Source organism: Marvinbryantia formatexigens DSM 14469 (assembly GCF_025148285.1).
In the GTDB taxonomy this organism is placed as follows: domain Bacteria; phylum Bacillota; class Clostridia; order Lachnospirales; family Lachnospiraceae; genus Marvinbryantia; species Marvinbryantia formatexigens.
Genome location: NZ_CP102268.1, coordinates 1,295,624 through 1,320,919, shown reverse-complemented (window position 1 = coordinate 1,320,919; position 25,296 = coordinate 1,295,624). Strand labels below are relative to the sequence as shown.

The window sequence follows — 25,296 nt, the reverse complement described above, 5'->3', positions numbered from 1 at the left end:
AGACGGGGCAGTAAAAAGTGAACCGGAGACCAGTCTTTCTTGACAGAAAACCGGTCTGGGAGTATCATAATAAGTAGAAAAAGGAAAGCTATGAGGGAGCGAAAATGAGGAAAATAGCCAGATACCTGACCATGCTGGTACTAATGCTTCTGCTGTGCAGTGCAAGCGTGCTGGCGGCGGATGATAAGCCGGGAAAGGTGAACGGGATAAAAGCCACGAGTGTGGGTGAGACAGGCTTTACCCTGAAATGGAGCAAGGTTTCCAAAGCGACGGGCTATTATGTTTACCGGGTGGATGAAACAAGAGTCAGAATGCTTGCCAATACAAAAGCAACATCGTACAAAGTCACGCAGATGACGCCGGGAAAGAGCTACCGTTTTATGGTGGTCGCTTACCGGAAAGTGAAGAATAAAATCTATATGAGCGACACGCCGTCCAATATAATTACCGTTTCGTCGAAGATAAAAAAGCCGTCGAAGCCGACAGGCTTCCGTGTGGGCGTAAACGGCAGCCGGACGCTGGAACTCAACTGGAACAAGGCATCGAATGCCACCGGATATCAGGTGTTCCGCTATGACAGCGCTGCCAGGAAATATACGCTGGCGAAAACGGTCAGCGGAACCTCCTGCAAGTTTACCGGGCTTACAGCCGGGAAAAAGTATACCTTCGCAGTGAGAAGCTACCGGAAGGTCTCCGGGCAGTATGCATACAGCGCATACACCCCGCTGGTGTCAGAGGAGGCGATCCAGCTTTCCGCAAAAGCGGCGGCGGTGCGCAGCTTCCGCTACATCCGGAAAACGAAAAAGAGAGTGACCGTTTATAATTATGATAAAAAGAAAAACCAGACGCTCTCAGCAGGCACAAAAGTGTATGTGAGCAGCAAGACGACCAGCGGGTATCTGTACGGATATCTTACAAACGGTCAGAAGGTAAAGATTAAGGCGAGCGCCCTTGGCGGCACTTCGGGCATTGAATTTAATGCAAAGAGCGATTATTCAACGGCGGTGAAGGAGGAATTTATCAATTCCAAAAACCTCACCAGTCCGACAAAGTATCTCATCTGGATCAACCAGTACCGTGCGCGTGTGAATGTATTTAAGGGTTCTGTCGGAAACTGGAAGCTTGTGCGAAGCTTTAAGGTCGTGCTGGGGCGTACCGGTTCGGTGCGCGGTATCCGCAAGATTTACGGAAGAAGCCGGTGGGGGTATGAAAATCTGCCGGTGGTTTACTGGTCGCCCAATGGCAACGCATTCCACTCGCTCCTGGGAGCACGGGTAGGTACTGCTGTTTCGGGTGGCTGCATCCGCTGCGCGTCGGACGACCTGTGGTACTTATACAATACGATTCCGAATAATACAACTGTATATTCTTATTGATGTTCAGAAAAAATTTCCCTGCCGGCGTTTGACCGGCAGGTTTTTTTGGCAAAAATTTAAAAAAGTTTATAAAAATTTCACGAATTTGACGATTTAATCTTGCACAGTGCTGAAAAATATGGTAGACTAACTAAGTATATTTGCGCAAGCAAAACAAAAGGAGAAAACAAGGAGGAAAGAGAAATGAAAAAGTTAGGTTTTTTGTTATTGACTCTGGCAATGTGCCTCACCTTTAACATGGGCGTATTTGCAGAGGAAGGCAACTGGAAAATCGCAATCCTGACAGGGACCACCTCTCAGGGCGAAGAAGAGTTCCGCGCAGCAGAGCGTGCTGTGGCAACTTACGGAGAGGAACATATCGTTACGGATACCTATCCGGACAACTTTATGGATGAGACAGAGACAACCATCTCCAAGCTGGTATCTTTCGCATCTGATCCGGACATCAAAGCAATCGTTATGTGCCAGGCTGTACCGGGCGCAAAGGCTGCATTTGATAAGATCCGCACAGAGCTTGGCCGCGACGACATGCTGCTGATCGCAGGTGTTCCGCAGGAAGACCCGGCAGTTATCTCTGAGGCGGCAGACCTGGTATTCTACACCAACGAAGCAAAACAGGGTGACACCATCATGGAGACCTGCGCAAACTGGGGCGTAGAGGTATTTGTACACTATTCCTTCCCGCGTCATCTGGCAATGGAAACCATCGCAGCACGTAAAGCGCTTCTGGAAGAGAACTGTGCAGCACTTGGCATTGAGTATGTGGAAGCAACCGCTCCCGACCCGACAGGTGACTCCGGTGTATCCGGCGCACAGCAGTTCATCCTGGAAGATGTTCCGGCTAAGATGGAAGAGTACGCTGGCAAGAAGGTAGCATTCTTCACCACAAACTGCTCTATGCAGGAGCCGCTGCAGGCAGCGATCCTGGATCAGCCGGATGCTTACTATCCGCAGCCGTGCTGCCCGAGCCCGTACCATGCATTCCCGGCTTCTCTGGGTCTGGAAATCGCAGTTGGCGGCGATGACACAGTAGCACTGCAGGCAATCGCTGAAAAGCTGGCTGAGCATGATGCAGTCGGACGTTACTCCACATGGCCGTCACCGGTTAACATGACCATCATCGACGTTGCTGTTGAGTACTCCAAAGCATTCATCGAAGGCACTATCACAGAGCGCAACGATCATGATCAGGTTGTTGCTATGTTCGAAGGAAAATGCCCGGGTGCGATCGTAGAGAACTACGTAAACGCAGATGGCACGACCATCGACAACTACTACACCATTCTGCTTGCTCCGGTAGACTTCAACGACTATCTCAACTAATCTGCAGCAGGTGAAAAAAGACAAGGCGGCGGACAAGGAAGACCGCTGCATATAGACAAATGGATATGCCGGTCCGCTTCATCTGGTTGAGGCGGACCGTTTTCCGGGTTAGTAAGGAGGAAAGAAATTGGCTGCAGAATACATTCTGGAGATGAAAGATATCACCAAACGGTATGGTGAAAATACTGTTCTGTCGAATGTATCGCTGAAAATTCGTCCGGGCGAAATACATGCGTTGCTTGGGGAAAACGGTGCAGGAAAAAGTACGTTAATGAATGTTCTTTTTGGTATGCCTGTGATTCATGCAACCGGCGGTTTTTCCGGTGAAGTTTTGATTGATGGAGAAAAGACGGTCATTGCCTCTCCGCATGATGCGATGCTGAAGGGGATTGGAATGGTCCACCAGGAATTTATGCTTCTTCCTGGTTTTACTATTACCGAGAATATTAAACTGAATCGTGAGATTACCAAACCGAATATTATGTCGCGCATTTTCGGTTCCCAAATGGAATCGCTGGACATGAAAGCAATGGCTGAGGATGCGCGGAGGGCGCTGGACAGCGTAGGAATGGGCATCAGTGAATACACGATGGTTGCCGGACTTCCGGTCGGTTACATGCAGTTTGTCGAGATTGCGCGTGAAATTGATAAACAGGGCGTGAAGCTTCTGGTGTTTGACGAGCCGACGGCGGTTCTGACGGAGAGCGAGGCTGCGCAGCTTCTGAAGGTGATGAAGGAGATTGCGGCAAAGGGAATCGCGATCATCTTTATTACACACCGTCTGGATGAGGTCATCAGCGCGGCGGATACCATCACTATTCTGCGGGACGGTCAGTTCGTGGCGTCCTGCCCGACAGCGGAGACGAATGCCGTGCGTCTGGCGGAGATGATGATCGGACGTTCCGGCGGTGACGGGGAGTTTTCCCTGGTGACAGCCGAGCCGCGCGAGTTTGCGGCGGATACACCGATTGCCTTGAAGGTAAGCCATTTGGCGGTGGATATGCCGGGTGAGGTGGTAAAGGATGTTTCCTTTAACGTGCGCCAGGGCGAGATTTTCGGAATCGGCGGACTTGCCGGGCAGGGAAAGATCGGCGTGCCGAACGGTATCATGGGCGTTTATGAGGCGAGCGGCGACGTGGAATTTCTGGGACAGAAGGTAAAACTGAACGATGCCAGAGCCGCTCTGTCAGACGGCATGGCGATGGTTTCGGAGGACCGCCGCGGTGTCGGACTGCTGCTGGATGAATCCATCGAGGACAATATCGTGTTTAATGCCATGCAGATTAACGGCGATTATACAAAGAAATTTCTGGGTGCCACCCAGAAGGACACCAAAGCGATACGCGCACATGCGGAAGAGATGATCAGGGAGCTTGATATCCGCTGCGTTTCATCGCTTCAGCATACCGGAACGCTTTCCGGCGGCAACCAGCAGAAGGTCTGCATTGCCCGCGCGCTGACGATGCATCCGAAGCTTCTGTTCGTGTCGGAGCCGACGCGTGGTATTGACATCGGTGCAAAGAAGCTGGTGCTGGAGACACTGGTGAAGTTAAACAGAGAGCTTGGCATGACAGTAGTCATGGTTTCTTCGGAGCTGATGGAGCTGCGTTCCATCTGCGATAATATTGCAATCGTATCGGAAGGAAAGGTTGTAGATGTACTTCCGGTAAACAGCTCCGATGCGGACTTCGGTCTTGCCATGTCGGGTATTAAGCCGGAAAGGGGAGGTGAAGCGCATGAGCAAGCTTAAAATAAAGAAACCACAGATGATTGCCTGCGTTTTACTGGTAATTGCAGCGATTATCTGCGGAGCCGTCGGCATGTACGGTATGTCTTCCCGCTCTTCGGAAAAAGGGAATGAGATTCTGAGCAACATGCGCCTGCAGGCAATTCTGGATACTGCCGGCACAGGCGCGGTTGACGCATATGTGGCTGCCGCGAAGACGGAAGCGACTGCGAAAGTCCGTGAAGAGGGCGGCGGTATGTCGGAGATCCGTGACGCGAGCACGAAGGCAGAAGAGGAAGCGCGGGCGCTTGCCGAGCAGGAGGGAATCGGTTCCGTAGACCTGTCGGAAATCGATACGGCTCCGCTGGCAGAATCCTTAAATGTGCTGGCGGACGCGCAGAAGGCTTACTTTGCAGAGGAAGCTGACGCGCAGGCGCGCTATATTGAAGAACACGCGGACGAGGTGGTTTCGCAGGAGACGGAGGTCGCTACCGAAGCGGCGGCTGACGATATGTCCGCAGATGCTGCCGGAGACGATATGGGCGACATGGAAATGGCGGAGGAAACGGTCGATTTGTCCGGCTTTGAGGCAACAGCAGAGATGCTTGCCCTGCAGGAAGAGGTAGATGCAGCGTATGACGGGCTCTGCGTGGAAATCAAAAAGGTATTCCCGGCGCTCACGGACGACATTCTGACGACGCTGAAGCCGACCATCACAAGCACGGTCGCGCAGCAGGGTGATACCTTCGAGACACAGTATGACCGGGCGCTTTCTTTAAGCGGAATGAATCCGGGCATGACAGGTTCCATCATGCGTCAGGGAAAAACGCTGGCGACGACTGCAGTAGGTCTGCTTATTCTTGCGGTGGCAGTGTTGTTTTACACACCGCTGGTGAAGAAGCTTGGATTCCCGCGTCTGATTATCGGTATGTTTTACATACTGCTCTGCCTGATGGCATATGTTTATAACCTGTCCCTTCCGGGGCAGATCAGCAATACGCTGGTGAGACTTGGTATGAACGGTGTTCTGGTGCTGGCGATGCTGCCGGGTATCCAGTGCGGTATCAGCCTGAATCTTGGTCTGCCGATTGGTATTATCGGCGGTATTATCGGCGGGTTGCTCTGCATTGAGTTTGGATTCAGCGGCTGGTTTGGATTTCTGTTTGCGGTTGTGGTCGGTCTGGCGATCTCGGCAGTTACCGGATGCTTATATGGTATGCTGCTGAACCGTCTGAAGGGAAGCGAGATGAGCGTCACTACCTACGTTGGTTTCTCGATCGTTTCGCTGATGTGTATCGCATGGCTGGTTCTGCCGTTTAAGAGCAAGATTATGAAGTGGCCGCTGGGAAATGGTCTTCGTACCACGATTGGTCTGCAGACATCCTATCGGCATCTGCTGAACGATTTCCTGTCCTTTAAGATTTTTGGCGTTACGGTTCCGACGGGATTGCTGCTGTTTTTCGCACTCTGCTGCTTCCTGGTATGGCTGTTTATGCGTTCTAAAACCGGTATTGCCATGTCGGCAGCAGGTGCAAACCCGCGTTTTGCGGAGGCGACCGGCATTAATGTAGATAAGATGCGTATCATTGGAACGATGCTTTCCACCATGCTTGGTGCGGTCGGTATCATCGTCTATGCGCAGAGCTTTGGGTTTATCCAGCTCTATCAGGCGCCGCGCCAGATGGGCTTTCTGGCGGCATCTGCCATCCTGCTTGGCGGTGCGACGACGTCCCGCGCAAAGATCAGCCACGTTATCATTGGTACATTTTTGTTTCAGGGCGTGCTGACGCTCGGTATGCCGGTGGCAAATGCAATCATTCCGCAGAGTACGATTTCCGAAGTATGCCGAATCATTATCTCTCAGGGAATCATTCTCTATGCTCTGACCAAGTCGGGAGGTGACAGTCGTGGATAAGAGTAAGGTGCGCGAATTTGCGCGGAACAATATAGTAACAATTATGTTCGTACTCCTCTGTGCGGGATGTATGGTATTTTCGGGATACTCTCCCTCATATGTGATGTATGAGCTGTTCGGACGACTTTCGCGGAACATGTTTATCGTACTTTCGCTGATTATCCCGATCGTGGCAGGTATGGGTATTAACTTTGCCATCACTACGGGAGCGATGGCGGCGCAGATTGCCTGCCTGCTTGTGCTGGAGTGGGGAATCCCCGGAATCAGCGGTTTCCTGGCAGCGGCGCTGATGACGGTTCCGCTTGCCACATTGTTTGGCTGGCTGATCGGTAAGCTGTACAACAAGATGAAGGGGCAGGAGATGATCGGCGGTCTGGTCATCGGATATTTTGCAAACGGTCTTTACCAGCTTCTGTTCCTGTTTATTTTTGACAACATTATTCCGATTAAGAATCCGGATCTGACGATCAAAGGCTCTACTGGTATTGCAAATACGATGGACCTTTCCAAAGAGGGCGGTATTGCTTCTTCGCTGGATAAGCTCTGGAGACTGCCGTTCCATCAGGCCACGCTGGTGTTTGCAGCGGTGATTGCAGTCATTTTGGTGTACGGATACGTGAAGAGCCACAAAAAGAATGCCAGAAAGCTTGGCATTCAGCTTGGTGCGCTGGCGGTGGTGGCAATTATCACGCAGCTCGGTCCGGTAAAAGAACTCTTTTCGATGGTAAATATTCCTATGGTGACGTTTGGTACGGTGGCGCTTTTGTGCCTCTTCAATGTGGGCATTATGCGCACAAAGCTCGGACAGCAGTTCCGTGCGGTCGGACAGAACGGCACCGTGGCGAACGCCTCCGGTATCAATGTTGACCGTGTGCGTATCCTGGCAACCATCTTTTCCACGGTGCTTGCAGGATGGGGACAGCTCATTTTCGTCCAGAACATGGGAGCGTTCCAGACCTACGGCGCAGCAAACCAGGTTGGTCTGTACGCAGGTGCGGCGATCCTGGTCGGCGGTGCGTCGGTGGTGCGCGCGACAAACGCGCAGGCGCTGCTCGGATGCGTGCTGTTCCACTTAATGTTTATCCTCGCTCCGGCAGCCGGAAAGAACCTCTTCGGCGATGCGGCGATCGGTGAATACTTCCGTGTGTTCCTCTGCTACGGCGTAATCGCGGTTGCTCTGGTAATGCATGCATGGAGTGAAAACGCAAGAAAGAAAAAGAAATCTGCTGAATAAAAATAAATATGCCGCGCAAGCGGCATATTTTTTTGGCGTCAAAGCGTTTATTTTCTGCGTGAGCGCGGCTGCCGTTCTGCTCCTGCGGACAAATGTGCGTATCTGGCATCATTTCGGAGCGATATTTCCTTGACATTTCAGGCAAAATTAAGTATATTTATAAAATGATTATTTACAGACAGGAGGAAGGAAGATGGTTAAATACATCTGTAAACGTCTGGGCATGGCAGTCGTGACAATCTGGTTAGTTGCGACCCTGACGTTTTTTCTGATGAATATGGTACCCGGCGGTCCGTTTTTATCAGAAAAAGCAGTCAGTCCGAAGGCGATGGAGGCACTGGAGGCAAAGTACGGGCTGGACAAGCCGCTGTTTGAGCAGTACTGTACATACATGTGGGATGCGCTCCACGGAGACTTCGGGGACAGCCTGAAGCAGCGCGGACGTACGGTTTCATCTATTATTGCGACAAAATTCCCGGTATCCGCCCGAATCGGCGGACTGGCGGTTCTGGTGGCATTCTGTGTCGGCGTGCCGCTCGGATGTCTGTCAGCGATGAAGAGAGGAAAGGTGGGGGACAATATCATCATTGTTATTGCCACCTGCGGAATTGCCGTGCCGAACTTTGTGGTATGTACGCTGCTGATGTACACATTCGGGGCAAAGCTGGGGTGGCTGCCCACGCTGGGATTAAGTACCTGGAAGCATTATATCATGCCGGTGACAGCGCTGGCGTTCTATCCGACGGCGTACATTACCCGTCTGATGCGCTCTTCTATGCTGGATGTGCTTGGACAGGATTACATGCGCACGGCGCGGGCGAAGGGGCTGAGCCAGTTTGTCAGCCTGTTTAAGCATGCGCTGAGAAACGCAATCCTTCCGGTCATCACATACCTGGGACCCCTGCTTGCCTATACCGTGACAGGCAGCTTTATCGTGGAGAAGATTTTCACGATTCCGGGTCTGGGCGGAGAATTTATCGGCTCTATTACCAACCGTGATTATACGGTTATCATGGGAACCACGATTTTCCTGGCGACGCTGATGATTCTGATGAATGTAGTAGTGGATATTGTCTACAAGATCGTAGACCCGCGTATTAATTTGAAGTAAGGAGGGAAAGCAAATGAAAGAAAATCCGAATCCGTTGAGTTTTCAGGCAAGAATCCGTCCGGAGGACTTCCTTCCCGCTTCTGACGAGGAAAAAGAGAGCCTCGTGGTGATGCGCGACAGCGTCAGCTTCTGGAAGGATGGTCTGCGCCGTCTCCTGAAAAACAAGGTGGCGATGGTCAGCCTGGCGGCGGTTATTATTATCATGTTCTTCTCCTTTGTTGTACCGTCTTTTTATCCGTACAGCTATGAGGAGCAGATCCGGGGAAGCGAGCATCTGGCCCCGATGGAGTATTCCGAGGAGGAGCAGGCGCGCATAGACGCCGGGGAAAAGGTATTCCCGCATGTCTTCGGTACAGATAAGCATGGTCGCGACTATGCTATCCGTGTAATGATGGGAAGCCGTGTTTCCCTGATCGTCGGACTGGTGGCAGCCGTTATCATCCTGATTATCGGTTCCCTGTTCGGCTCTATCGCTGCTTTCTTTGGCGGCTGGGTAGATATTATCATGATGCGGATCGTCGACGTCATATACACGATACCGGACGTTCTGCTGATCGTACTTTTGTCGTTCGCATTAAAGGCGCCGCTGGAGAAGCTTGGCACGCTGCCGGGCTTTGGCTGGGTGCAGACACTTGGAAGCAACCTTATCAGTATTTTTATCGTATTCGCGCTTCTGTACTGGGGCGGTATGGCGCGTATGGTGCGAAGCCAGATCCTCACCCTGAAGGAGAGCGAGTATGTGACTGCGGCGCGGGCGCTTGGCGCGTCGAATGCCAGAATTATTAAAAAGCATCTGCTGACGAACTGTATCGGTACGCTGATCGTTACAACGACGCTGCAGATTCCGTCCTCTATCTTTACGGAGAGCTTTTTAAGCTTCCTGGGACTTGGTGTGGCGGTGCCGATGCCGTCTCTGGGAAGCCTTGCCAGCGATGCGATCAACGGTCTGAACACGTACCCGTATCTGCTGTTTATCCCGGCGATACTTATCAGTCTGATTATTCTGAGCTTTAACCTGCTCGGCGACGGTCTGCGCGACGCGTTTGACCCGAAGATGAAGAACTAGGGAGGAAATAATGATGAGTGAATATCTGGTAAATATTGAACACGAACGCCTCTCCTTCTTCACACCGGCGGGGGAAGTGAAAGCGCTGAACGACGTATCCTTTCACATTAAACAGGGCGAGGTGCTCGGCATCGTCGGCGAGAGCGGTTCCGGAAAATCGGTAACGGCGTACAGTCTCATGGGACTGACGGCGTATCCGGGAAAGCTGCTTGGCGGTACGCTGGATTTTAACGGGCACCGCATCAACGATATGACGGAAAAGGAATTCCGCAAGATGCGCGGAAACGAGGTTTCCATTATCTTCCAGGACCCGATGACCAGCCTGAATCCGGTCTACACGATTGGAAACCAGATCCGCGAGGTGATTAAGCTTCACACGGATAAGAGCAGAAAAGAAGTGCAGGAGCGTGCGGTGGAGCTGCTGGAGCTGGTGGGCATCAACGAGCCGAAAAAGCGTCTGAAGCAATATCCGCACGAGCTTTCCGGCGGTATGCGCCAGCGTGTGATGATTGCGATCGCTCTGGCGTGCGAGCCGAAGCTTCTGATTGCGGACGAGCCGACGACGGCGCTCGACGTGACCATCCAGGCGCAGATTCTGGAGCTGATGATGAGCTTGAAGGAAAAGCTGGGCATGGCGATTATGATGATCACGCATGACCTTGGCGTGGTAGCGAGCATGTGCGACCACATTGCAGTCATGTATGCCGGAAATATTGTAGAGTATGGAACGACGGATGATATTTTCTATAACCCGAAGCATGAGTATACAAAGGGGCTGATTCGCAGCATTCCGCGTATGGACAGCAAAGAGCATGAGCGTCTTGTTCCGATTGAGGGAACGCCGGTGGATATGCTGAACCCGCCGAAGGGCTGCCCGTTTGCGTCCCGGTGTGATGCGTGTATGCAGATCTGTCTGCGTGAAAAGGCGCCGGTTACGCATTTTGGTGACGTACATTATACATCCTGCTGGATGAACCAGAAGGCAGAGCTGGAAGGAGGAAGCGCGAAATGAGCGACAAATTACTTAAGGTCGAACACCTTTACCAGTACTTTCCGGCCGGAGGCTTCGGAAAAAAGAAAAAGTACGTGCAGGCGGTAGATGATGTGTCATTTTCCATCAGCAGGGGAGAGACGCTGGGGCTTGTCGGGGAATCCGGCTGCGGAAAAACGACGACCGGACGTTCTCTGCTGCGGCTGTATGAGCCGACGAAGGGGCGTATCATCTATGACGATAAAGTGCTTTTTGACAGCGGGGATGTGCCGCTGATGGACGATAATGGAAAAGACATTGCGGTAGATGGAAAAACACAGTATGGCAGAAAGACGGCGGTGGATATGAAGCCGTACCGCCGCGAAATGCAGATCGTATTCCAGGACCCGTATGCCAGCCTCGACCCGCGTATGACGGTGGGAGACATCGTCGGGGAAGCAATCGACATTCATAAGCTGGCGTCCTCAAAGGAGGAGCGCTACAATAAGATACAGAGCCTGCTGGAGCGGGTGGGACTGAACTCAGAGCATGCCAACCGTTATCCGCATGAGTTTTCCGGCGGACAGCGCCAGCGTGTCGGCATTGCCCGCGCGCTTGCGGTAGACCCGAAATTTATCGTCTGTGACGAGCCGATTTCCGCGCTGGACGTTTCTATCCAGGCGCAGGTGGTCAATATGTTTGAGGATCTGCAGGAGCAGCTCGGACTGACGTATCTGTTTATTGCGCACGATTTGTCGGTTGTCAAGCATATTTCCAACCGTATCGGCGTAATGTATCTCGGAAAGCTGGTGGAGCTGGCGGACAGCTACGAGCTGATTTTCCACAGCCTGCATCCTTATACAAAGAGCCTTATTTCGGCAATTCCGATTGCCGACCCGAAAATAGCGCGGGAAAATAAGCGAATCGTGCTGGAGGGCGATGTGCCAAGCCCCTTAAATCCGCCTTCGGGCTGCCGGTTCCGCACCAGATGCCCGTACGCCACGGAAAAGTGCGCCGCCGAGGTGCCGAAATTCCAGGAGGTAAGCAAAGGGCATTTCGCAGCATGTCATCACCTTGATAAAGTAAATTAAGAGAGAAACAGGAGAGGATGAGAAACGCCTCTCCTTTTTTGCGTGAAAGCATTAATCGAAGCGAAAGAAGGCGGCATGGCTTGAAAGAGAAAAGATAAAACCCGGTCCCGGAGGCTGTGCATGCGTGCATGTAGAATAAATTTTAACAAAAGTTAATAATTAAACGATTCATTATGGACAAAAATGCACTGCTGTGCTATAGTAAAGCATATGCAGGCGCGAAAAGCGCGCATAGAGAAAAGATTTAAAGGAGGATAACATGAAAAAGAGAGTAATTAGTATGCTTCTCGCAGCAGTGATGACCGCTTCTCTGGTTGGCGGTACCATGATGACTGCAGCGGCAGAAGAGGCGGCAGAAGGCAAGCAGCTTTCCGTTCAGGTTGGTCCGGATCCGGAAACCATTGACCCGGCTCTGAACAGCGCGGTAGACGGTGGAAACATGATTCTGCACGCATTCGAGTGCCTTCTCACGATTGACCAGGATGGTCAGATCGCACCGGGACAGGCAGAAGAGTGGAGCGTATCAGATGATGGTCTTACCTGGACCTTCAAGCTTCGTGAGGGACTGAAATGGTCCGACGGAAGCGACCTTACAGCAAACGATTTCGTTTACAGCTGGAAGCGTGTATGCGATCCGAACGTAGCAGCTCCGTATGCTGAGACCGTACTTGGTATGGTAGAAGGTTTTGATGAGGCGATCGAGGGCAACCTTGATGCGCTGGCAGTTACCGCAGTAGATGACCAGACGCTGGAGGTTAAGCTTTCCGCTCCGTGTCCGTTCTTTGAGAGCCTTGCAGCATTCGCAACCCTCAGCCCGGTTCAGCAGGCAACCGTTGAGGCAAACGGCGATGCATGGGCAATCGATGCTTCCACCTACGTTTCCAACGGTCCGTTCATGGTAACCGAGTGGGTACCGGGTTCCTACATCATCATGAGCAAGAACCCGAACTACTGGAACGCAGACGCAATCAAGCTTGGCAGCATCAAATGGAACCTGATCGAGGATTCCAACGCATCCTACAATGCATATCAGAGCGGCGAAGTTCTGATGATCAAGGATGTTCCGACCGAGGAAATTCCGAGCCTTGAGGGCAACGAGGAATTCCATGTAGAGCCGATTATCGGTACCTACTACATTTCCTACAATACACAGGTTGAGCCGCTTGACAACCCGCTGGTACGTAAAGCGCTGAATCTGGCGATCGACAGAGAATATGTTGCAAATACTCTGATGCAGGGAACCTACTCTCCGGCTACCAACTTCATCGGACCGGGCTGGGTAGACACAGACGGAAGCTCCTTTGAAGAGAATGCAAACGGCGGCGAACCGTACATGAGCGCAACCGCTGATATCGAGGGCGCTCTGGCAGCTCTTGAGGAAGCTGGTTATCCGAACGGCGAGGGACTGCCGGTTCTGCACTACAGCACCAACGATTCCGGTTACCACAAGGCAGTTGCAGAGTATCTGCAGCAGGCATGGAAAGAGATCGGCGTTACCCTGGAAGTAGATATCGTAGAGTGGTCCAGCTTCACACCGATGCGCCGCAGCGGCGATTTCGAAATCGCACGTAACGGCTGGGTAGGAGACTATGCAGACCCGTCCAACATGCTTGACCTTCTGTACTCCACCAACGGAAACAACGATGGTAAGTTCAACAGCGCAGATTACGATGCGGCTATGGACAAATCAAGAAGCACGACAGATGCAGCAGAGCGCTCCGCAGCGCTTCACGAGGCAGAGGATATCCTTATGGAAGAATCCGCATGCTGCCCGCTGGCATACTACAATGACTTCTGGCTGCAGAGCAGCAAGATCGAAGGTTCCTGGCATTCCGCATACGGCTACTGGCACTTCATGTATGCTGACATTGCAGAATAAGGTCAGATAACCGCAACGGTTCAGACAGGCAATCATATGCAGCGGTTCCAGTAACCGGTGCGAACAGGAAAAATGTATAAAAGGCTGCCGCGAAGCAAATTCATATGGCTTCGCGGCAGCTTTTGTGCTATGATAATGACAGAAGATGAAACGCAGATACAGGACGCTCAGAGCCGCAGGCGGTCCGGAGACGTCCGCAAAAAGGGGAGGAATGAGGATGGAACAGAGAAAAAGAGGACCTGTCAGATATCTGACGGGCGGGATACTGTTTTTGCTGCTGATATTGCTGGCGGCAGCTCCGGCGATGGCGCAGGATGAGACTGTAGACGTGTTTGTGAAGGGAAGGCTGGAGTATCAGAAAGCGTACCAGGTGCTGACATACACGAACCAGGTCCGTGCAGAGCGGGGCGTGGAGCCGCTTGCAATGGATAAGGATCTGATGGCGGCGGCAATGCAGCGGGCAGCGGAGATTTCCATACTGTTCGCCCATGACAGACCGGACGGTACAGACTGCTACTCGGCGTCGCCGAAGATGAGCGGGGAAAATATTGCCGCCGGGCAGAGGAGCGCGTCTGCGGTCGTGACGTCGTGGAAAAATTCTCCGGGCCATTATGCAAATATGATTGAAGGGGATTTTCGCAGCGTCGGCATCGGCTGCTTCAACTATGACGGCACGCTGTACTGGGTGCAGTGCTTTGGCAGAGGAAGCGCGTCCGCAGGGACAAAGCCGGCGGATAAAAGCACGGTGATGCGGATAAATCTTCACCAGTATTATTTATATGATGCCAGAAATCTTTTCATCACCGGAGTTGACGGAACCTCCATCAATGCGCTGGCGCTGAAAAAGGGCGATAAGAAAAATCTTACGCTGCTGTTTTACGACGGCGGCAGCATTAAGCCGGTCGAGCTGCTGTGGAAGGACTTCCGTCTGAAAAGCAGCAATCCGGCGGTGCTTACCGTGGATGGCGCCGGAAATGTGAAAGGAGTAAAAGCGGGAACAGCGGTGGTAACGATTTCGCACCCGCAGTATCCGGGCTGGAGCTGTCCGATGACGTTCAAAGTGAGCGATGCAGACAGCCGGAGCCTGATTTTAAATGCCAACGGGGGCTCGCTGTCAAAGACGCAAAACATCAAAACACAGAAGCGCACCGTCACTTACAAAAAGAAGTATGGGGAGCTGCCCACTCCTGTGCGCAAAGGCTACACATTTAAAGGCTGGTACACGGGCAAATCCGGCGGCAGCAAGGTGACGTCATCGACAACCGTGCAGATTGCGAAGGGCAAGACGCAGACGCTTTACGCGCGCTGGTCGAAGATTACCGTAAAGAAAGCGTCGATCACAAAGCTTACGCCAAAATCCGGCAGCCTGACGGTGAAGTGGGCGAAGGTTTCCGGGGCAAAGGGCTATGAAGTTTTCGTGTCGACGAGTAAAAAATTTACGTCCGGCACGACAAAGAAAGGCAATGTCACAAGCGGCAGCAAGATTTCCGGAACGTTTAAAAATCTCAGAAGAAACACAAAATATTATGTGCGTGTGAGAGCGTACACAACGGATGCGCTCGGAAATAAGATTTACGGGAGCTACAGCACAGTAAAATCCATCAGGGTGAAGTAGGAAAGTCGCTCCTTTACCTTGCAATTTCCGGTGTTTTGTCATACAATCAATTTACATGTGTGCGGGGCGTTTTGTCCGGCGCATCGACGGCGTGACAGGTACATGCCGGATGAGATTTTAAAGAAAAGAGGTTTTTAAAATGGCAGAGAAATCATGCAGCAGCGCATCGAGCTGCGACAGAGAAAGCTGTGAGGGATGTCCGAGCAAGCAGAATCAGCAGAGCTTTCAGGTAGACGCAAACGCGTACTCCGAGATAAAAAATGTAATTGGCGTGGTGAGCGGCAAGGGCGGCGTCGGAAAATCGATGGTGACGGCTTCCCTGGCAAACATGCTGGCGGCAAAGGGCTACCGCGTGGGTATCCTGGACGCGGATATTACCGGACCGTCCATCCCGAAAATGTACGGGCTCCGCGGACCGGCGGTGGCGGACGACGAGGGGATTTATCCGATGATCACGGAAAACGACATCAAGGTCATTTCCATCAACCTTATGATGCCGGATGAGGAATCACCGGTAATCTGGAGAGGACCGGTCATCGCGGGCGTGGTAAAGCAGTTCTGGAGCGATGTAATCTGGGGCGAGCTGGATTATCTTCTGGTGGACATGCCGCCCGGAACCGGTGATGTGCCGCTGACGGTGTTCCAGTCCCTGCCGGTGGACGGCATCGTGATTGTTTCCTCGCCGCAGGAGCTGGTGCAGATGATTGTAAAGAAAGCCTACAATATGGCGAAAACCATGAATATTCCGGTGCTCGGCATCGTGGAGAATTATAGCTGGCTGGTATGTCCGGACTGCGGAAAGAAGATTTCCGTGTTTGGAGAGAGCCATATCGACGAAGTAGCAGCGGGTATGGGGCTGAAGGTGCTCGGCAAGATGCCGATCGACCCGCAGTTTGCGGCGCTGGCGGACGGAGGGTTTGCCAAAGCGCAGAATCCGTATCTGGAGGAGGCTTACCGGGCGCTTACGGCATCCGGAAAGTAAACAGAGTTTTTGTGTGCGGAAGATTTGAAAAATACGGGGCAGCGGGAAACCCCGGAGCGGCAGAAAAAACGGCTGCCCGGAAAATACAGGGCTGCGGGAGGCGGGTATGGCGAACAGACAATTATGGAAACCGGTGCTGCAGGCACTGAAAATAGCAATCGGAAGCAGCTTTGCCATCTGGCTTGCGCAGACGCTCGGTCTTTCCTTTGCAGCGTCCGCGGGCAGCATCGCCATGCTCACGATCGTCACGACGAAGTGGGAGACAGTGCGGCTGTCCGGTTTCCGTGTGATTACCTTCGCCATTGCGGTATTTATTGCCTGGCTTACCATTTCGCGGCTGAAAAGCGCCTGGATGGCATACGGTATTTTTCTGTTCGCCATGACATTGATTTGCGAAGCCTTTGGCTGGAGGGCGGCGCTTTCGGTAAATGCGGTGATCGGCACCCATTTCCTGGAGACGCGCGACTTCCGGCCGGAGGCAATCTGGAATGAATTCTGTCTTCTTCTGATTGGCATTTCCATTGCGCTGTTTCTGAACCTGTTCCACAACAACCGGGTGCATAAAAAAGACCTTATTCAGAATATGCGCTATACGGAGGAACGCCTTCAGATGATCATGGGTGAGATTGCCGCCTATCTTTCCTGCCGGGATATGCAGAGGGATGTCTGGGAGGATATTGTGGTGCTGGAGGGAAAGCTGCGCGGATTTATCCGGGATGCGCACGAGTACCAGGATAATACCTTCCATTCCCATCCGGGATATTATATTGATTATTTTGAAATGCGCCTGCAGCAGTGCGGGGTACTGCATAACCTGCATTATGAAATGAAAAAAATCCGTCACATGCCCGTGCAGGCGCAGGTAATTGCGCAGTTTGTGCTGGACACAGCGGATTATGTAACGGAAAAAAATATTCCCACAGTGCAGCTCGCAAAGCTGGACGATATTTTTCTGTCGATGAAGGAGGAACCGCTGCCGGTCAGCCGGGAAGAATTTGAGAGCCGCGCTCTGCTGTACCATATTCTGATGGATCTGGAGGAGTTCCTCGTATTTAAAAAGCGTTTTGTTGAGGATATGGATGACACCCGGCGCCGTCATTACTGGGAAAACGAGCAGTAGTGGCAGCAGCTTCTGCAAAGCGGGCGTTCCGGAAGCATCGAAACTCTGCCGGACGCGCAGCAGGGCGGATGCGCTACAGCCTGATGTACTGCAGGACGTGTGATACGTACTGCGGGTCGCCGTAGGTTTCCCAGCCAAGCTGCGCCTTCATCCTTTCGGAAAATTCCAGGGCGTTTTCCTCGGAATAGCCGCCGTAATTTTCCAGTGCCCACCCGGCGTAATCGTTGCCGAAGTTGTACTCCTGCAGGGCGAGCTTCAGCGCGTTTGTATCGGAAATGCTTTTGCACTCCGCCATGTCCAGGCAGTAGGCAAAGGTCTCGACGCCCACGCGGATGGAGTAAGCGGCATCGGCGATGCTGCCCGGCGTGTTGGGGTATTCCGTGTTAAAGGGACTCTCTGAGCACTGCAGAACGTCTGTTCCCTGTCCGGAGCTTTCCTGCTGCATCATCGCCAGCAGCAGGTTGGAATATTCGGAAATGCCGAATTCCCTGCACTGTGCGGCGACCGCGTCAGAATATTGCAGGACGTCGGAATTGACGCCCACCAGTCTGCCGCTGCTTTCCCGGTGGTGTGTGATGCGGGGCAGGATCAGCGTGAGAAAAAGGATGACAAACAGCGCCGCGCATCCGAGAAGGATGCGCTGTTTTGCCACCTGCTTCCTGCGAAGCTCAGATGCCGCAGAAGAGGAGGCTTTGCTCCTGGCAGAACGCTTTCCCGTTCGGCGGGCGGCACTGGAGGCAGTTTTGCCATTCGTTTTTTCTTTTGTTTTTTCCTTTGGATGTTCTTTACTTTTTCCGGCTGCTTTTTTCGTCTTTGCAGCCGTTTTCTTCTGTATGGTCATAAGTTTTCCTTTGTTACTTTTTTCATATTGGAGTTGTATTTTCTGTCTGAAATCATTATAATCGAAGGAGAGGCGGCTGTAAACGAAAGGTTTTCTTAACTTGCGCCAATGTTACCGGGAAGTTGTTGTGAACGCAGTGCACGGTAACGGGGGCTGTTGCGGCGCAGGCATAGCAGAATGTCCGCTGATAAAATAATCAAGGGGGATAAGCCTAATGAAGCAGAATCAGATAGCAGAGGCGCTGGAGAAAAGCAGCGCTGCGGAATTGTTTGCCGATTTATACGGAAAAGACAATGTGCAGGAGAACATGGAGCGTTACCGTTACCTTGCGGCGGGATTTGTAAAAAATTTCGGGGACGTGGATTTTGAACTGTTTTCCTCACCGGGACGCACGGAAATCGGGGGCAATCATACCGACCACAATCATGGAAAGGTGCTTGCGGGCAGCGTAAACCAGGACTGCATCTGCGCGGCGCGTAAAAACGATTCCAATCAGATACGTATTATCAGCGAGACCTTCCATCAGGATTTCACGATTGATTTGGACAAGCTGGAGTCGGATGGAAAAACGACCGGCACAGTGCCGCTGATAAAGGGCATTCTGGCAGGCTTTAAGGAGAGAGGCTTCGCTGTCGGCGGTTTTGACGCTTTTACTACCAGCAATGTTATCAGCGCGGCGGGTGTCAGCTCATCTGCTTCCTTCGAAATGCTGATTTGCTCGATTCTGAATTATTTCTTTAATGATAATCAGATGAATGTCATAAATTATGCGCACGCGGGACGTTATGCGGAGAATGTTTACTGGAAAAAAGCATCGGGGTTGCTGGATCAGATGGCATGTGCATGCGGCGGTGTGGTGACGATTGACTTTGCGGATAACGAAAATCCGAAGGTAGAAAAGATAGATTTCAGTCTGGACGAGATTGGCTGCGACCTTCTGATTGTGAACACCGGAAAGGGACATGCCAATATGAGCGACGAGTATTCCGCTGTTCCGGTGGAAATGAAAAAGGTGGCTGCGTATTTTGGAAAAGAGGTTCTTGCGGAAGTTCCGTATGAAAAATTACTGGAAAATATTCCGCAGCTCCGCGGGGCGCTCGGCGACCGCTGCGTGATGCGCGCGCTGCATTTTTATAACGAAAATACCCGCGTAGACGAGGAAGTGGCGGCGCTGAAGGAAAAACGCTACGACGATTTCCTGCGTCTGGTTTGCGAATCCGGCGATTCCTCCTGGAAATGGCTGCAGAACTGCTACTGCATCGAGACTCCGCAGGAGCAGGCCATCTGTGTGGCGCTTGCGCTGACAGAGCTGTACCGCAAGGGCATCAAAAAAAGCGCCTGCCGTATTCATGGCGGCGGCTTTGCCGGGGTAATCATGGTAATCCTTCCGAAGGAATACACCGCGGACTTCACAAAATATATCGAAGAAAAGCTGAACGACAAATGCGTTTATAAAATGACTATCCGCAAATACGGCGCCATTCATATGGAGCTGTAAAGATGGGACTGCCCTTCTCAGAAAGGGGCTCAGAAGAAACAGAGAAAATTACAGATGAAACCGGCGCGGCAAAGGCTGCGCCGGTTTTTCAGAAATTATGTCCTCTGGCGGGATTTCCTTCCCTCATACAGCACATAGGCGAGCGTATAGCACGCCATGATACCGGATACCGTGGGCGCGATGCGGCCGAGCATTCCAAGATTATCACCAAAGTATTTCGCAAACAGATAAACCAGCGGGATGCGCAGAAGCAGTGCGCCGGCGCTGCTGCTTATCATGGTCCAGACGGTTTTCTGGCGGCCGTTCAGGTAGCCGTTCAGGCAGAATACAATGGTGACAAGCAGGTAGTCATAGCTGTTGGAGCGAAAGAACGGCACACCGGCGGCGATGACCTGCTCATCGTCAGAAAATACGCGAATCATCGACTGCGGGGAAAGCTGCGCCCAGAGCCAGAACAAAAAGGCGGCGCACAATGCGAAGGACAATCCGTACCAGAGCGACCTGCGCGCGCGCTCCGGCTTTCCTGCGCCGATATTGTGAGCGGTGATGGCGGCAAGCGCATTGGCGACAGAGGTGCCGGACAGCATGGCGAACACATCATATTTGCTGGAAATGCCAACCACCGCCGCCGCGTAGACGCCGCAGCCGTTCATAACCGTCATCAGATATAAAAAGGAAATGCGTATCATCAGCTCCTGGAAAGAAATCGGGATGCCGACAACCGCCAGCTCCCGGACAAGCGCGGGAACCGGACGGAAGCTCTTTAGCTTAAAATCAAAAATAAAGCTGGATTTTTTCAGATAAATAATGGCGCAGACCATGCTGACCGCCTGGGAAATCACTGTGGCAAGCGCGGTTCCGCTGACGCCAAGTCCCATATACTTTACAAAAACAAAATCCAGAAAAATATTGAGCGCGCAGGCGACTGCCACAAAAATCATCGGGCGTGTGGAATCTCCATAGCCGCGCAGGATGGCGCTGATGGCGTTGTAGCCGCAGACGAAAAGATTGCCGGCGGCACAGATTGCAACATATTGCATGGTCAGCTCAAAGGATTCCGCCGGTGTGGAGAGCAGCTCAAGCAGCGGGCGCTCAAACGCCAGCATCAGTATGGTCAGAAGTATGGCGACCAGGGCAAACACAGTCAGTGTGGTGCCGATGGTCTGCGCGGCACGCCGGTAATTTTTCTGTCCCATATACTGCCCGATAATTACCGTGCTTCCGAGCGTAAGCCCGGTGACAAGACTGGTGACGATCTGCGTCACCTGCGTTCCGGTGGAGACCGCCGCCACGCTGGCGGCATCACAGTATTTTCCGATTACAAATAAATCCACTGCGCCGTACAGTGACTGCAGAATATTTGCAATCAGAAAAGGAATTGCAAATACCAGCAGTGTTTTCAAAATGTTTCCTTCTGTCAGTTGATTCTGTGTTTTTTCCATTTCCTGCTCCTCCTTCGCTCCAATTTTATACTCTACAATAATTGTAAAGTCAAGAAATATTTGAAATATTTGAAACGGAAATAAACATTGATATTTCGCAGCGATTTCACTATAATAATGATAGACAACTGCGGCGGAGCTGCCGCAAATAAATTGACAGGAGAGATTGGTATGGAAAAATTGATGCAGGAGTTCAGAGAAGATATGGCAGAATTCCGGGATATAACAGAAAAATTCTATGCAAAAGAAGTGAGCATGAAGGAATATAAAGGCTTTTCCGGCGGTTTCGGCAGCTATGCGCAGAAGGGCGGAGAAGCGAGCATGCTCAGATTGCGGATGCCGGGCGGAAGACTGACAAAAGAGAAGCTGAAATTCGTGGCAGATGCGATTGCAGAGTATGGTGTAGAGAAAGCCCACTTTACGACCTGCCAGACAATCCAGTTTCATAATCTGGGCGCAGAGGCGGTCTGTGGAATCATGGAAAAGGCGCTGGATGTCGGAATCGTCACCAGAGGAGGCGGCGGAGATTTCCCGCGAAACGTGATGGTATCCCCGCTTTCCGGGGTAGAGCAGGGCGAGTATTTTGACGTGCTGCCCTATGCGGAGGCGGCGTCCGATTATCTGATGGGCTTCATCAAGACCGTGAAGATGCCGAGAAAGCTGAAGGTGGGCTTTTCCAACTCTCCGGCGAACGAAACGCACGCCACCTTCCGCGACCTTGGATTTGTGGCGAAAGCGGACGGTACTTTTGATGTATACAGTGCGGGCGGTCTTGGTAACAATCCGCGCATGGGCGTGAAGGTGGCGGAGCAGGTGCCGCCGACCGAAATTCTGTATTATATCAAAGCGATGGTGAACACCTTCGTGGCGCACGGCAATTACGAGAACCGCGGCAAAGCCAGGACCCGCTACATGCAGGAGAGCCTGGGCGTGGACGGTTACAAGGCGGCTTACCTGGAAAAGCTGGCGGAAGTGAAGAAGAGTGAAAAGCTTGATATTGACGTGACGGCGGAAGCGGTCGCAAAGAGCGGAAACGGCACGACAGTTTCGGATAAGCGTGTGACAGCCCAGAAGCAGGACGGGCTTTATGCGGTTGCTTACCATCCCATCGGCGGCATTCCGGCAGTGACAAAATTCGCACAGCTTTATGAGACAATTAAGGATATGGAAGCAGTCGAGGTGCGTATTGCGCCGGATGAGACGATTTACATCATCAATCTGAACGGTGACGAGGCGAAGGCGGTTCTGGCAGTGACGGACGACGGCGCACAGAATCTTTTTGAGACATCCGTATCCTGTATCGGCGCAACCATCTGCCAGATCGGGCTGCGTGATTCCCAGGGAGCGCTGAGGCAGATTATTGACGAAGTGAGAAAGCACGACTTTGCGGACGGCGTACTGCCCAGGATCCACATTTCGGGCTGTACCTCCTCCTGTGGTACGCATCAGATTGGAACGCTTGGCTTCCACGGCGGCGCAAAGCGCGTGGACGGCGTACTGGAACCGGCGTTCACTTTCCATGTAAATGGAAGCGACACGGAAGGTGAGGAGCGCTTTGGTGAGCAGTGGGGCATGATGCTCCAGAAGGACATGCCGGCATTCTTCGTGGAGCTTGGACAGACTATCCAGGCGGAAGGAACGACGTTTGATGCGTGGTTTGCGAAAAAGCCGGAGGCGCTGAAAGAAATTGCCGGGAAGTATTTATATTGAAAAAGACCTGATAAAGAATTGAAGAGAGAACGAAAGACCCCGATGTGTCTGCATCGGGGTCTTTTGTACAGACTTTATGGAATGAGCAACCATGTGATAATCGCCGTCAGAATCTTTTGTTGTCTCCATATCCTGCGCTCCTTTCATGGTATCCTGCAGGTAACTATGGCACAATTTTGTGCTTACTTTACGAAATGGCAATACCGTCTTATTATAGGAGCGTAAGGAGGGAAAAGCAATGAAAAAAGTGATTGAATTTTTAAAGGAGAATCCTGTCCAGTATCTGGCAACCGTAGGACGTGATGGAAAGGCAAAGTGTCGTCCGTTCATGTTTTCCGGGGAAATGGACGGAAAGCTGTGGTTCTGTACCAACAACACAAAGGAGGTTTTCTGGGATATGCAGGAAAATCCCTGGATTGAAATTTCTGTTTCCAGCCCGTCCTATGCATGGATTCGTCTGCACGGCAGAGCGGTGTTTGAAAACAACATGGCGGCAAAGGAAATGTGCATGGAAAATCCGATTGTCAGAGGGCAGTACCAGACCGCAGACAATCCGGTCTTTGAGGTGTTCTATCTGGAGGAGCCTCATGGCGTAATCGCGGATTTCTCCGGCAATCCGCCTTATGAATTTTAAGAAAATGCCGGTTTATCCGGCGGCAGCTTAAAGCTTCCGGGGAAAGGAGTGACAGAGGTGACACACGAAGAAAAGCGGGAATATCTGATAAAAGAACTGCTTGCGGAGCTGCCGCAGCAGGGAGAGGTGCGGATACCGGCGGATGAGAGCGGGCAAAAAAGGCTTCTCAGAAGTCTGATGAATATCCGCCCTCCCCGTCCGGCAGGCGACCGTTTTCTTGCGGTCCAGGACGAATATTTAAGCGAAGAAGTGATGGAAAAAGGAGTGACTGACAGCGCTACGCTGCCGGTATCTCCTCTGGATGCCCGCCTGGTATTGTGGCGCGGCGATATCACCACATTAAAGTCTGACGCCATTGTAAATGCCGCCAACAGTGCTTTGCGGGGCTGCTTCATACCCTGTCACTCCTGCGTGGATAATATTATTCACAGTGTCAGCGGCATACAGCTTCGTCTGGCGTGCGATGAGATTACGAACAGGCAGGGGTACGAAGAACCGGCAGGCAGGGCCAAAATTACGCCCGCCTATAATCTCCCGTGCCGCTACGTGCTTCATACCGTGGGACCGGTGGTGACGGGAATGCTCACGGAAACACACAAAAAGCAGCTTGCAGGCTGCTACCGGTCGTGCCTGCAGCTTGCCGCTGATAAAGGACTGAAAAGTATTGCATTCTGCTGTATTTCCACGGGAGAGTTTCATTTTCCGCAGAAAAAAGCGGCGGAAATTGCCGTGCGGACAGTTACAGATTTTCTGCAGACAGACACACAGATAGAAAAGGTGATATTCAATGTTTTCAAGCAGGAAGATTATGACATCTACAAAAAATTGCTCGGATGATATCCGCCGCATAAAGGAGCTTTTGCAAAATGCGGATGCGGTAATTATCGGAGCCGGCGCCGGATTGTCCACATCGGCAGGGTTTACTTACACAGGCAGACGCTTTGAGGAAAATTTTCCGGATTTCATAAAAAAATATGGCATCCGTGATATGTACTCCGGAGGCTTCTATCCCTTTGAAAGCCCCGAAGAATACTGGGCGTACTGGTCAAGATATGTCTTTATCAACCGCTATCTCGACAGGGATAACGGGACATATGAAAGATTGTACGGGCTTGTGAAGGATAAGGATTATTTTGTGCTTACGACGAACGTTGACCACCAGTTCCAGAAGGCAGGCTTTGACAAGCAGCGGCTGTTTTACACGCAGGGTGATTACGGCCTGTTTCAGTGCAGTGTGCCCTGTCATAATGCAACTTATGATAATGAAAAGGTTATCCGCGGCATGGTAGAGCAGCAGGCGGATGAGAAGGTGCCAACGGAGCTGATTCCCCGCTGTCCCGTCTGTGGAAAGCCAATGACGATGAATCTGAGGGCGGACAGTACCTTTGTCCAGGATGACGGCTGGTATCGTGCAGGTGAACGCTATTCCGACTTTCTGCGCAGGCACAGCGGTCTTAAAATGCTGCTTCTGGAGCTTGGCGTTGGCATGAATACACCGGGGATAATTAAGTATCCGTTCTGGCAGATGACGGCGGAGAATAAGGAGGCGGTTTATGTCTGCATCAATAAAGGGCAGGCTTACGCGCCAAAAGAAATCGCAGACCGCTCCATCTGCATCAACGGGGATATCGGAGAAATATTGCAGCAATTATAAGACAGAAAATATTATTCTACATCTGAAAACAGCATTTCTTTGGATGTTTATGATTTCACTCAATTACAGGAATAATGGAAATATCATATCAAATCGGGTCATAATCGAG

General features: G+C 51.9%; 20 protein-coding genes. 18 read left to right on the top strand and 2 right to left on the bottom strand.

Going from position 1 to position 25,296, the window contains the following annotated elements:
• Positions 1-104 precede the first annotated feature (104 nt).
• The 13 genes from NQ534_RS06520 to NQ534_RS06460 all read left to right on the top strand — a co-directional run bounded on the left by NQ534_RS06520 (position 105) and on the right by NQ534_RS06460 (position 17,408).
• The gene (locus NQ534_RS06520) at positions 105-1,376 is read left to right on the top strand and encodes a fibronectin type III domain-containing protein (protein ID WP_006861422.1); all 1,272 of its coding nucleotides are present in this window, start codon (positions 105-107) and stop codon (positions 1,374-1,376) included.
• A 183-nt stretch (positions 1,377-1,559) separates the two neighbouring features.
• Positions 1,560-2,699 (top strand): DUF3798 domain-containing protein, encoded by a 1,140-nt coding sequence (locus tag NQ534_RS06515; RefSeq protein ID WP_050778291.1) that lies wholly within the window; start codon positions 1,560-1,562, stop codon positions 2,697-2,699.
• A 151-nt stretch (positions 2,700-2,850) separates the two neighbouring features.
• Positions 2,851-4,449, top strand: a complete 1,599-nt coding sequence (locus tag NQ534_RS06510; RefSeq protein WP_040782790.1) for a sugar ABC transporter ATP-binding protein — start codon at positions 2,851-2,853, stop codon at positions 4,447-4,449.
• Positions 4,436-6,340 carry an ABC transporter permease subunit gene (locus tag NQ534_RS06505; protein WP_006861419.1) on the top strand — a complete coding sequence of 635 codons (1,905 nt, stop codon included), beginning with the start codon at positions 4,436-4,438 and terminating at the stop codon, positions 6,338-6,340. Before NQ534_RS06510 ends, NQ534_RS06505 begins: the two co-directional genes overlap by 14 nt.
• On the top strand, positions 6,333-7,574 hold the full coding sequence (locus NQ534_RS06500; RefSeq protein WP_006861418.1) for an ABC transporter permease subunit: 1,242 nt from the start codon (positions 6,333-6,335) through the stop codon (positions 7,572-7,574). Before NQ534_RS06505 ends, NQ534_RS06500 begins: the two co-directional genes overlap by 8 nt.
• 193 nt (positions 7,575-7,767) lie before the next feature.
• Positions 7,768-8,685, top strand: a complete 918-nt coding sequence (locus tag NQ534_RS06495) for an ABC transporter permease (RefSeq protein WP_006861416.1) — start codon at positions 7,768-7,770, stop codon at positions 8,683-8,685.
• A gap of 13 nt (positions 8,686-8,698) precedes the next feature.
• Positions 8,699-9,751 (top strand): ABC transporter permease, encoded by a 1,053-nt coding sequence (locus NQ534_RS06490; RefSeq protein ID WP_006861415.1) that lies wholly within the window; start codon positions 8,699-8,701, stop codon positions 9,749-9,751.
• Between the two features lie 13 nt (positions 9,752-9,764).
• Positions 9,765-10,763 carry an ABC transporter ATP-binding protein gene (locus NQ534_RS06485; protein WP_040782708.1) on the top strand — a complete coding sequence of 333 codons (999 nt, stop codon included), beginning with the start codon at positions 9,765-9,767 and terminating at the stop codon, positions 10,761-10,763.
• Positions 10,760-11,812, top strand: a complete 1,053-nt coding sequence (locus NQ534_RS06480; protein ID WP_006861413.1) for an ABC transporter ATP-binding protein — start codon at positions 10,760-10,762, stop codon at positions 11,810-11,812. Before NQ534_RS06485 ends, NQ534_RS06480 begins: the two co-directional genes overlap by 4 nt.
• Before the next feature lie 259 nt (positions 11,813-12,071).
• Positions 12,072-13,691, top strand: a complete 1,620-nt coding sequence (locus NQ534_RS06475; protein WP_006861411.1) for a peptide ABC transporter substrate-binding protein — start codon at positions 12,072-12,074, stop codon at positions 13,689-13,691.
• A gap of 217 nt (positions 13,692-13,908) precedes the next feature.
• Entirely contained in the window at positions 13,909-15,306 is a 1,398-nt protein-coding gene (locus NQ534_RS06470; RefSeq protein WP_050778290.1) for a CAP domain-containing protein, read from the top strand.
• 139 nt (positions 15,307-15,445) lie between these two features.
• Positions 15,446-16,288 (top strand): Mrp/NBP35 family ATP-binding protein, encoded by an 843-nt coding sequence (locus NQ534_RS06465; RefSeq protein WP_006861409.1) that lies wholly within the window; start codon positions 15,446-15,448, stop codon positions 16,286-16,288.
• Between the two features lie 106 nt (positions 16,289-16,394).
• Positions 16,395-17,408, top strand: a complete 1,014-nt coding sequence (locus NQ534_RS06460; protein WP_006861407.1) for an aromatic acid exporter family protein — start codon at positions 16,395-16,397, stop codon at positions 17,406-17,408.
• A 73-nt stretch (positions 17,409-17,481) separates the two neighbouring features.
• On the opposite strand, the gene NQ534_RS06455 is transcribed toward NQ534_RS06460, so the two are convergent.
• Entirely contained in the window at positions 17,482-18,249 is a 768-nt protein-coding gene (locus tag NQ534_RS06455; RefSeq protein WP_006861406.1) for a lysozyme family protein, read from the bottom strand.
• A gap of 214 nt (positions 18,250-18,463) precedes the next feature.
• Here NQ534_RS06455 and NQ534_RS06450 point away from each other — a divergent pair, with 214 nt between their 5' ends.
• The gene (locus tag NQ534_RS06450) at positions 18,464-19,747 is read left to right on the top strand and encodes a galactokinase (protein WP_006861405.1); all 1,284 of its coding nucleotides are present in this window, start codon (positions 18,464-18,466) and stop codon (positions 19,745-19,747) included.
• Between the two features lie 95 nt (positions 19,748-19,842).
• Here NQ534_RS06450 and NQ534_RS06445 read toward each other — a convergent pair whose 3' ends face one another.
• Positions 19,843-21,189: an MATE family efflux transporter gene (locus tag NQ534_RS06445; protein ID WP_006861404.1), complete on the bottom strand. Its 1,347-nt coding sequence runs from the start codon at positions 21,187-21,189 to the stop codon at positions 19,843-19,845.
• A 171-nt stretch (positions 21,190-21,360) separates the two neighbouring features.
• Here NQ534_RS06445 and NQ534_RS06440 point away from each other — a divergent pair, with 171 nt between their 5' ends.
• The 4 genes from NQ534_RS06440 to NQ534_RS06425 all read left to right on the top strand — a co-directional run bounded on the left by NQ534_RS06440 (position 21,361) and on the right by NQ534_RS06425 (position 25,187).
• Complete coding sequence (locus NQ534_RS06440) at positions 21,361-22,899, top strand: nitrite/sulfite reductase (RefSeq protein WP_040782706.1); 1,539 nt, start codon at positions 21,361-21,363, stop codon at positions 22,897-22,899.
• A gap of 238 nt (positions 22,900-23,137) precedes the next feature.
• On the top strand, positions 23,138-23,533 hold the full coding sequence (locus tag NQ534_RS06435; protein WP_006861401.1) for a pyridoxamine 5'-phosphate oxidase family protein: 396 nt from the start codon (positions 23,138-23,140) through the stop codon (positions 23,531-23,533).
• 57 nt (positions 23,534-23,590) lie between these two features.
• On the top strand, positions 23,591-24,370 hold the full coding sequence (locus NQ534_RS06430) for a protein-ADP-ribose hydrolase (protein WP_040782704.1): 780 nt from the start codon (positions 23,591-23,593) through the stop codon (positions 24,368-24,370).
• Positions 24,342-25,187, top strand: a complete 846-nt coding sequence (locus NQ534_RS06425; protein WP_006861399.1) for an SIR2 family NAD-dependent protein deacylase — start codon at positions 24,342-24,344, stop codon at positions 25,185-25,187. Before NQ534_RS06430 ends, NQ534_RS06425 begins: the two co-directional genes overlap by 29 nt.
• The last annotated feature ends 109 nt before the right edge of the window (positions 25,188-25,296 follow it).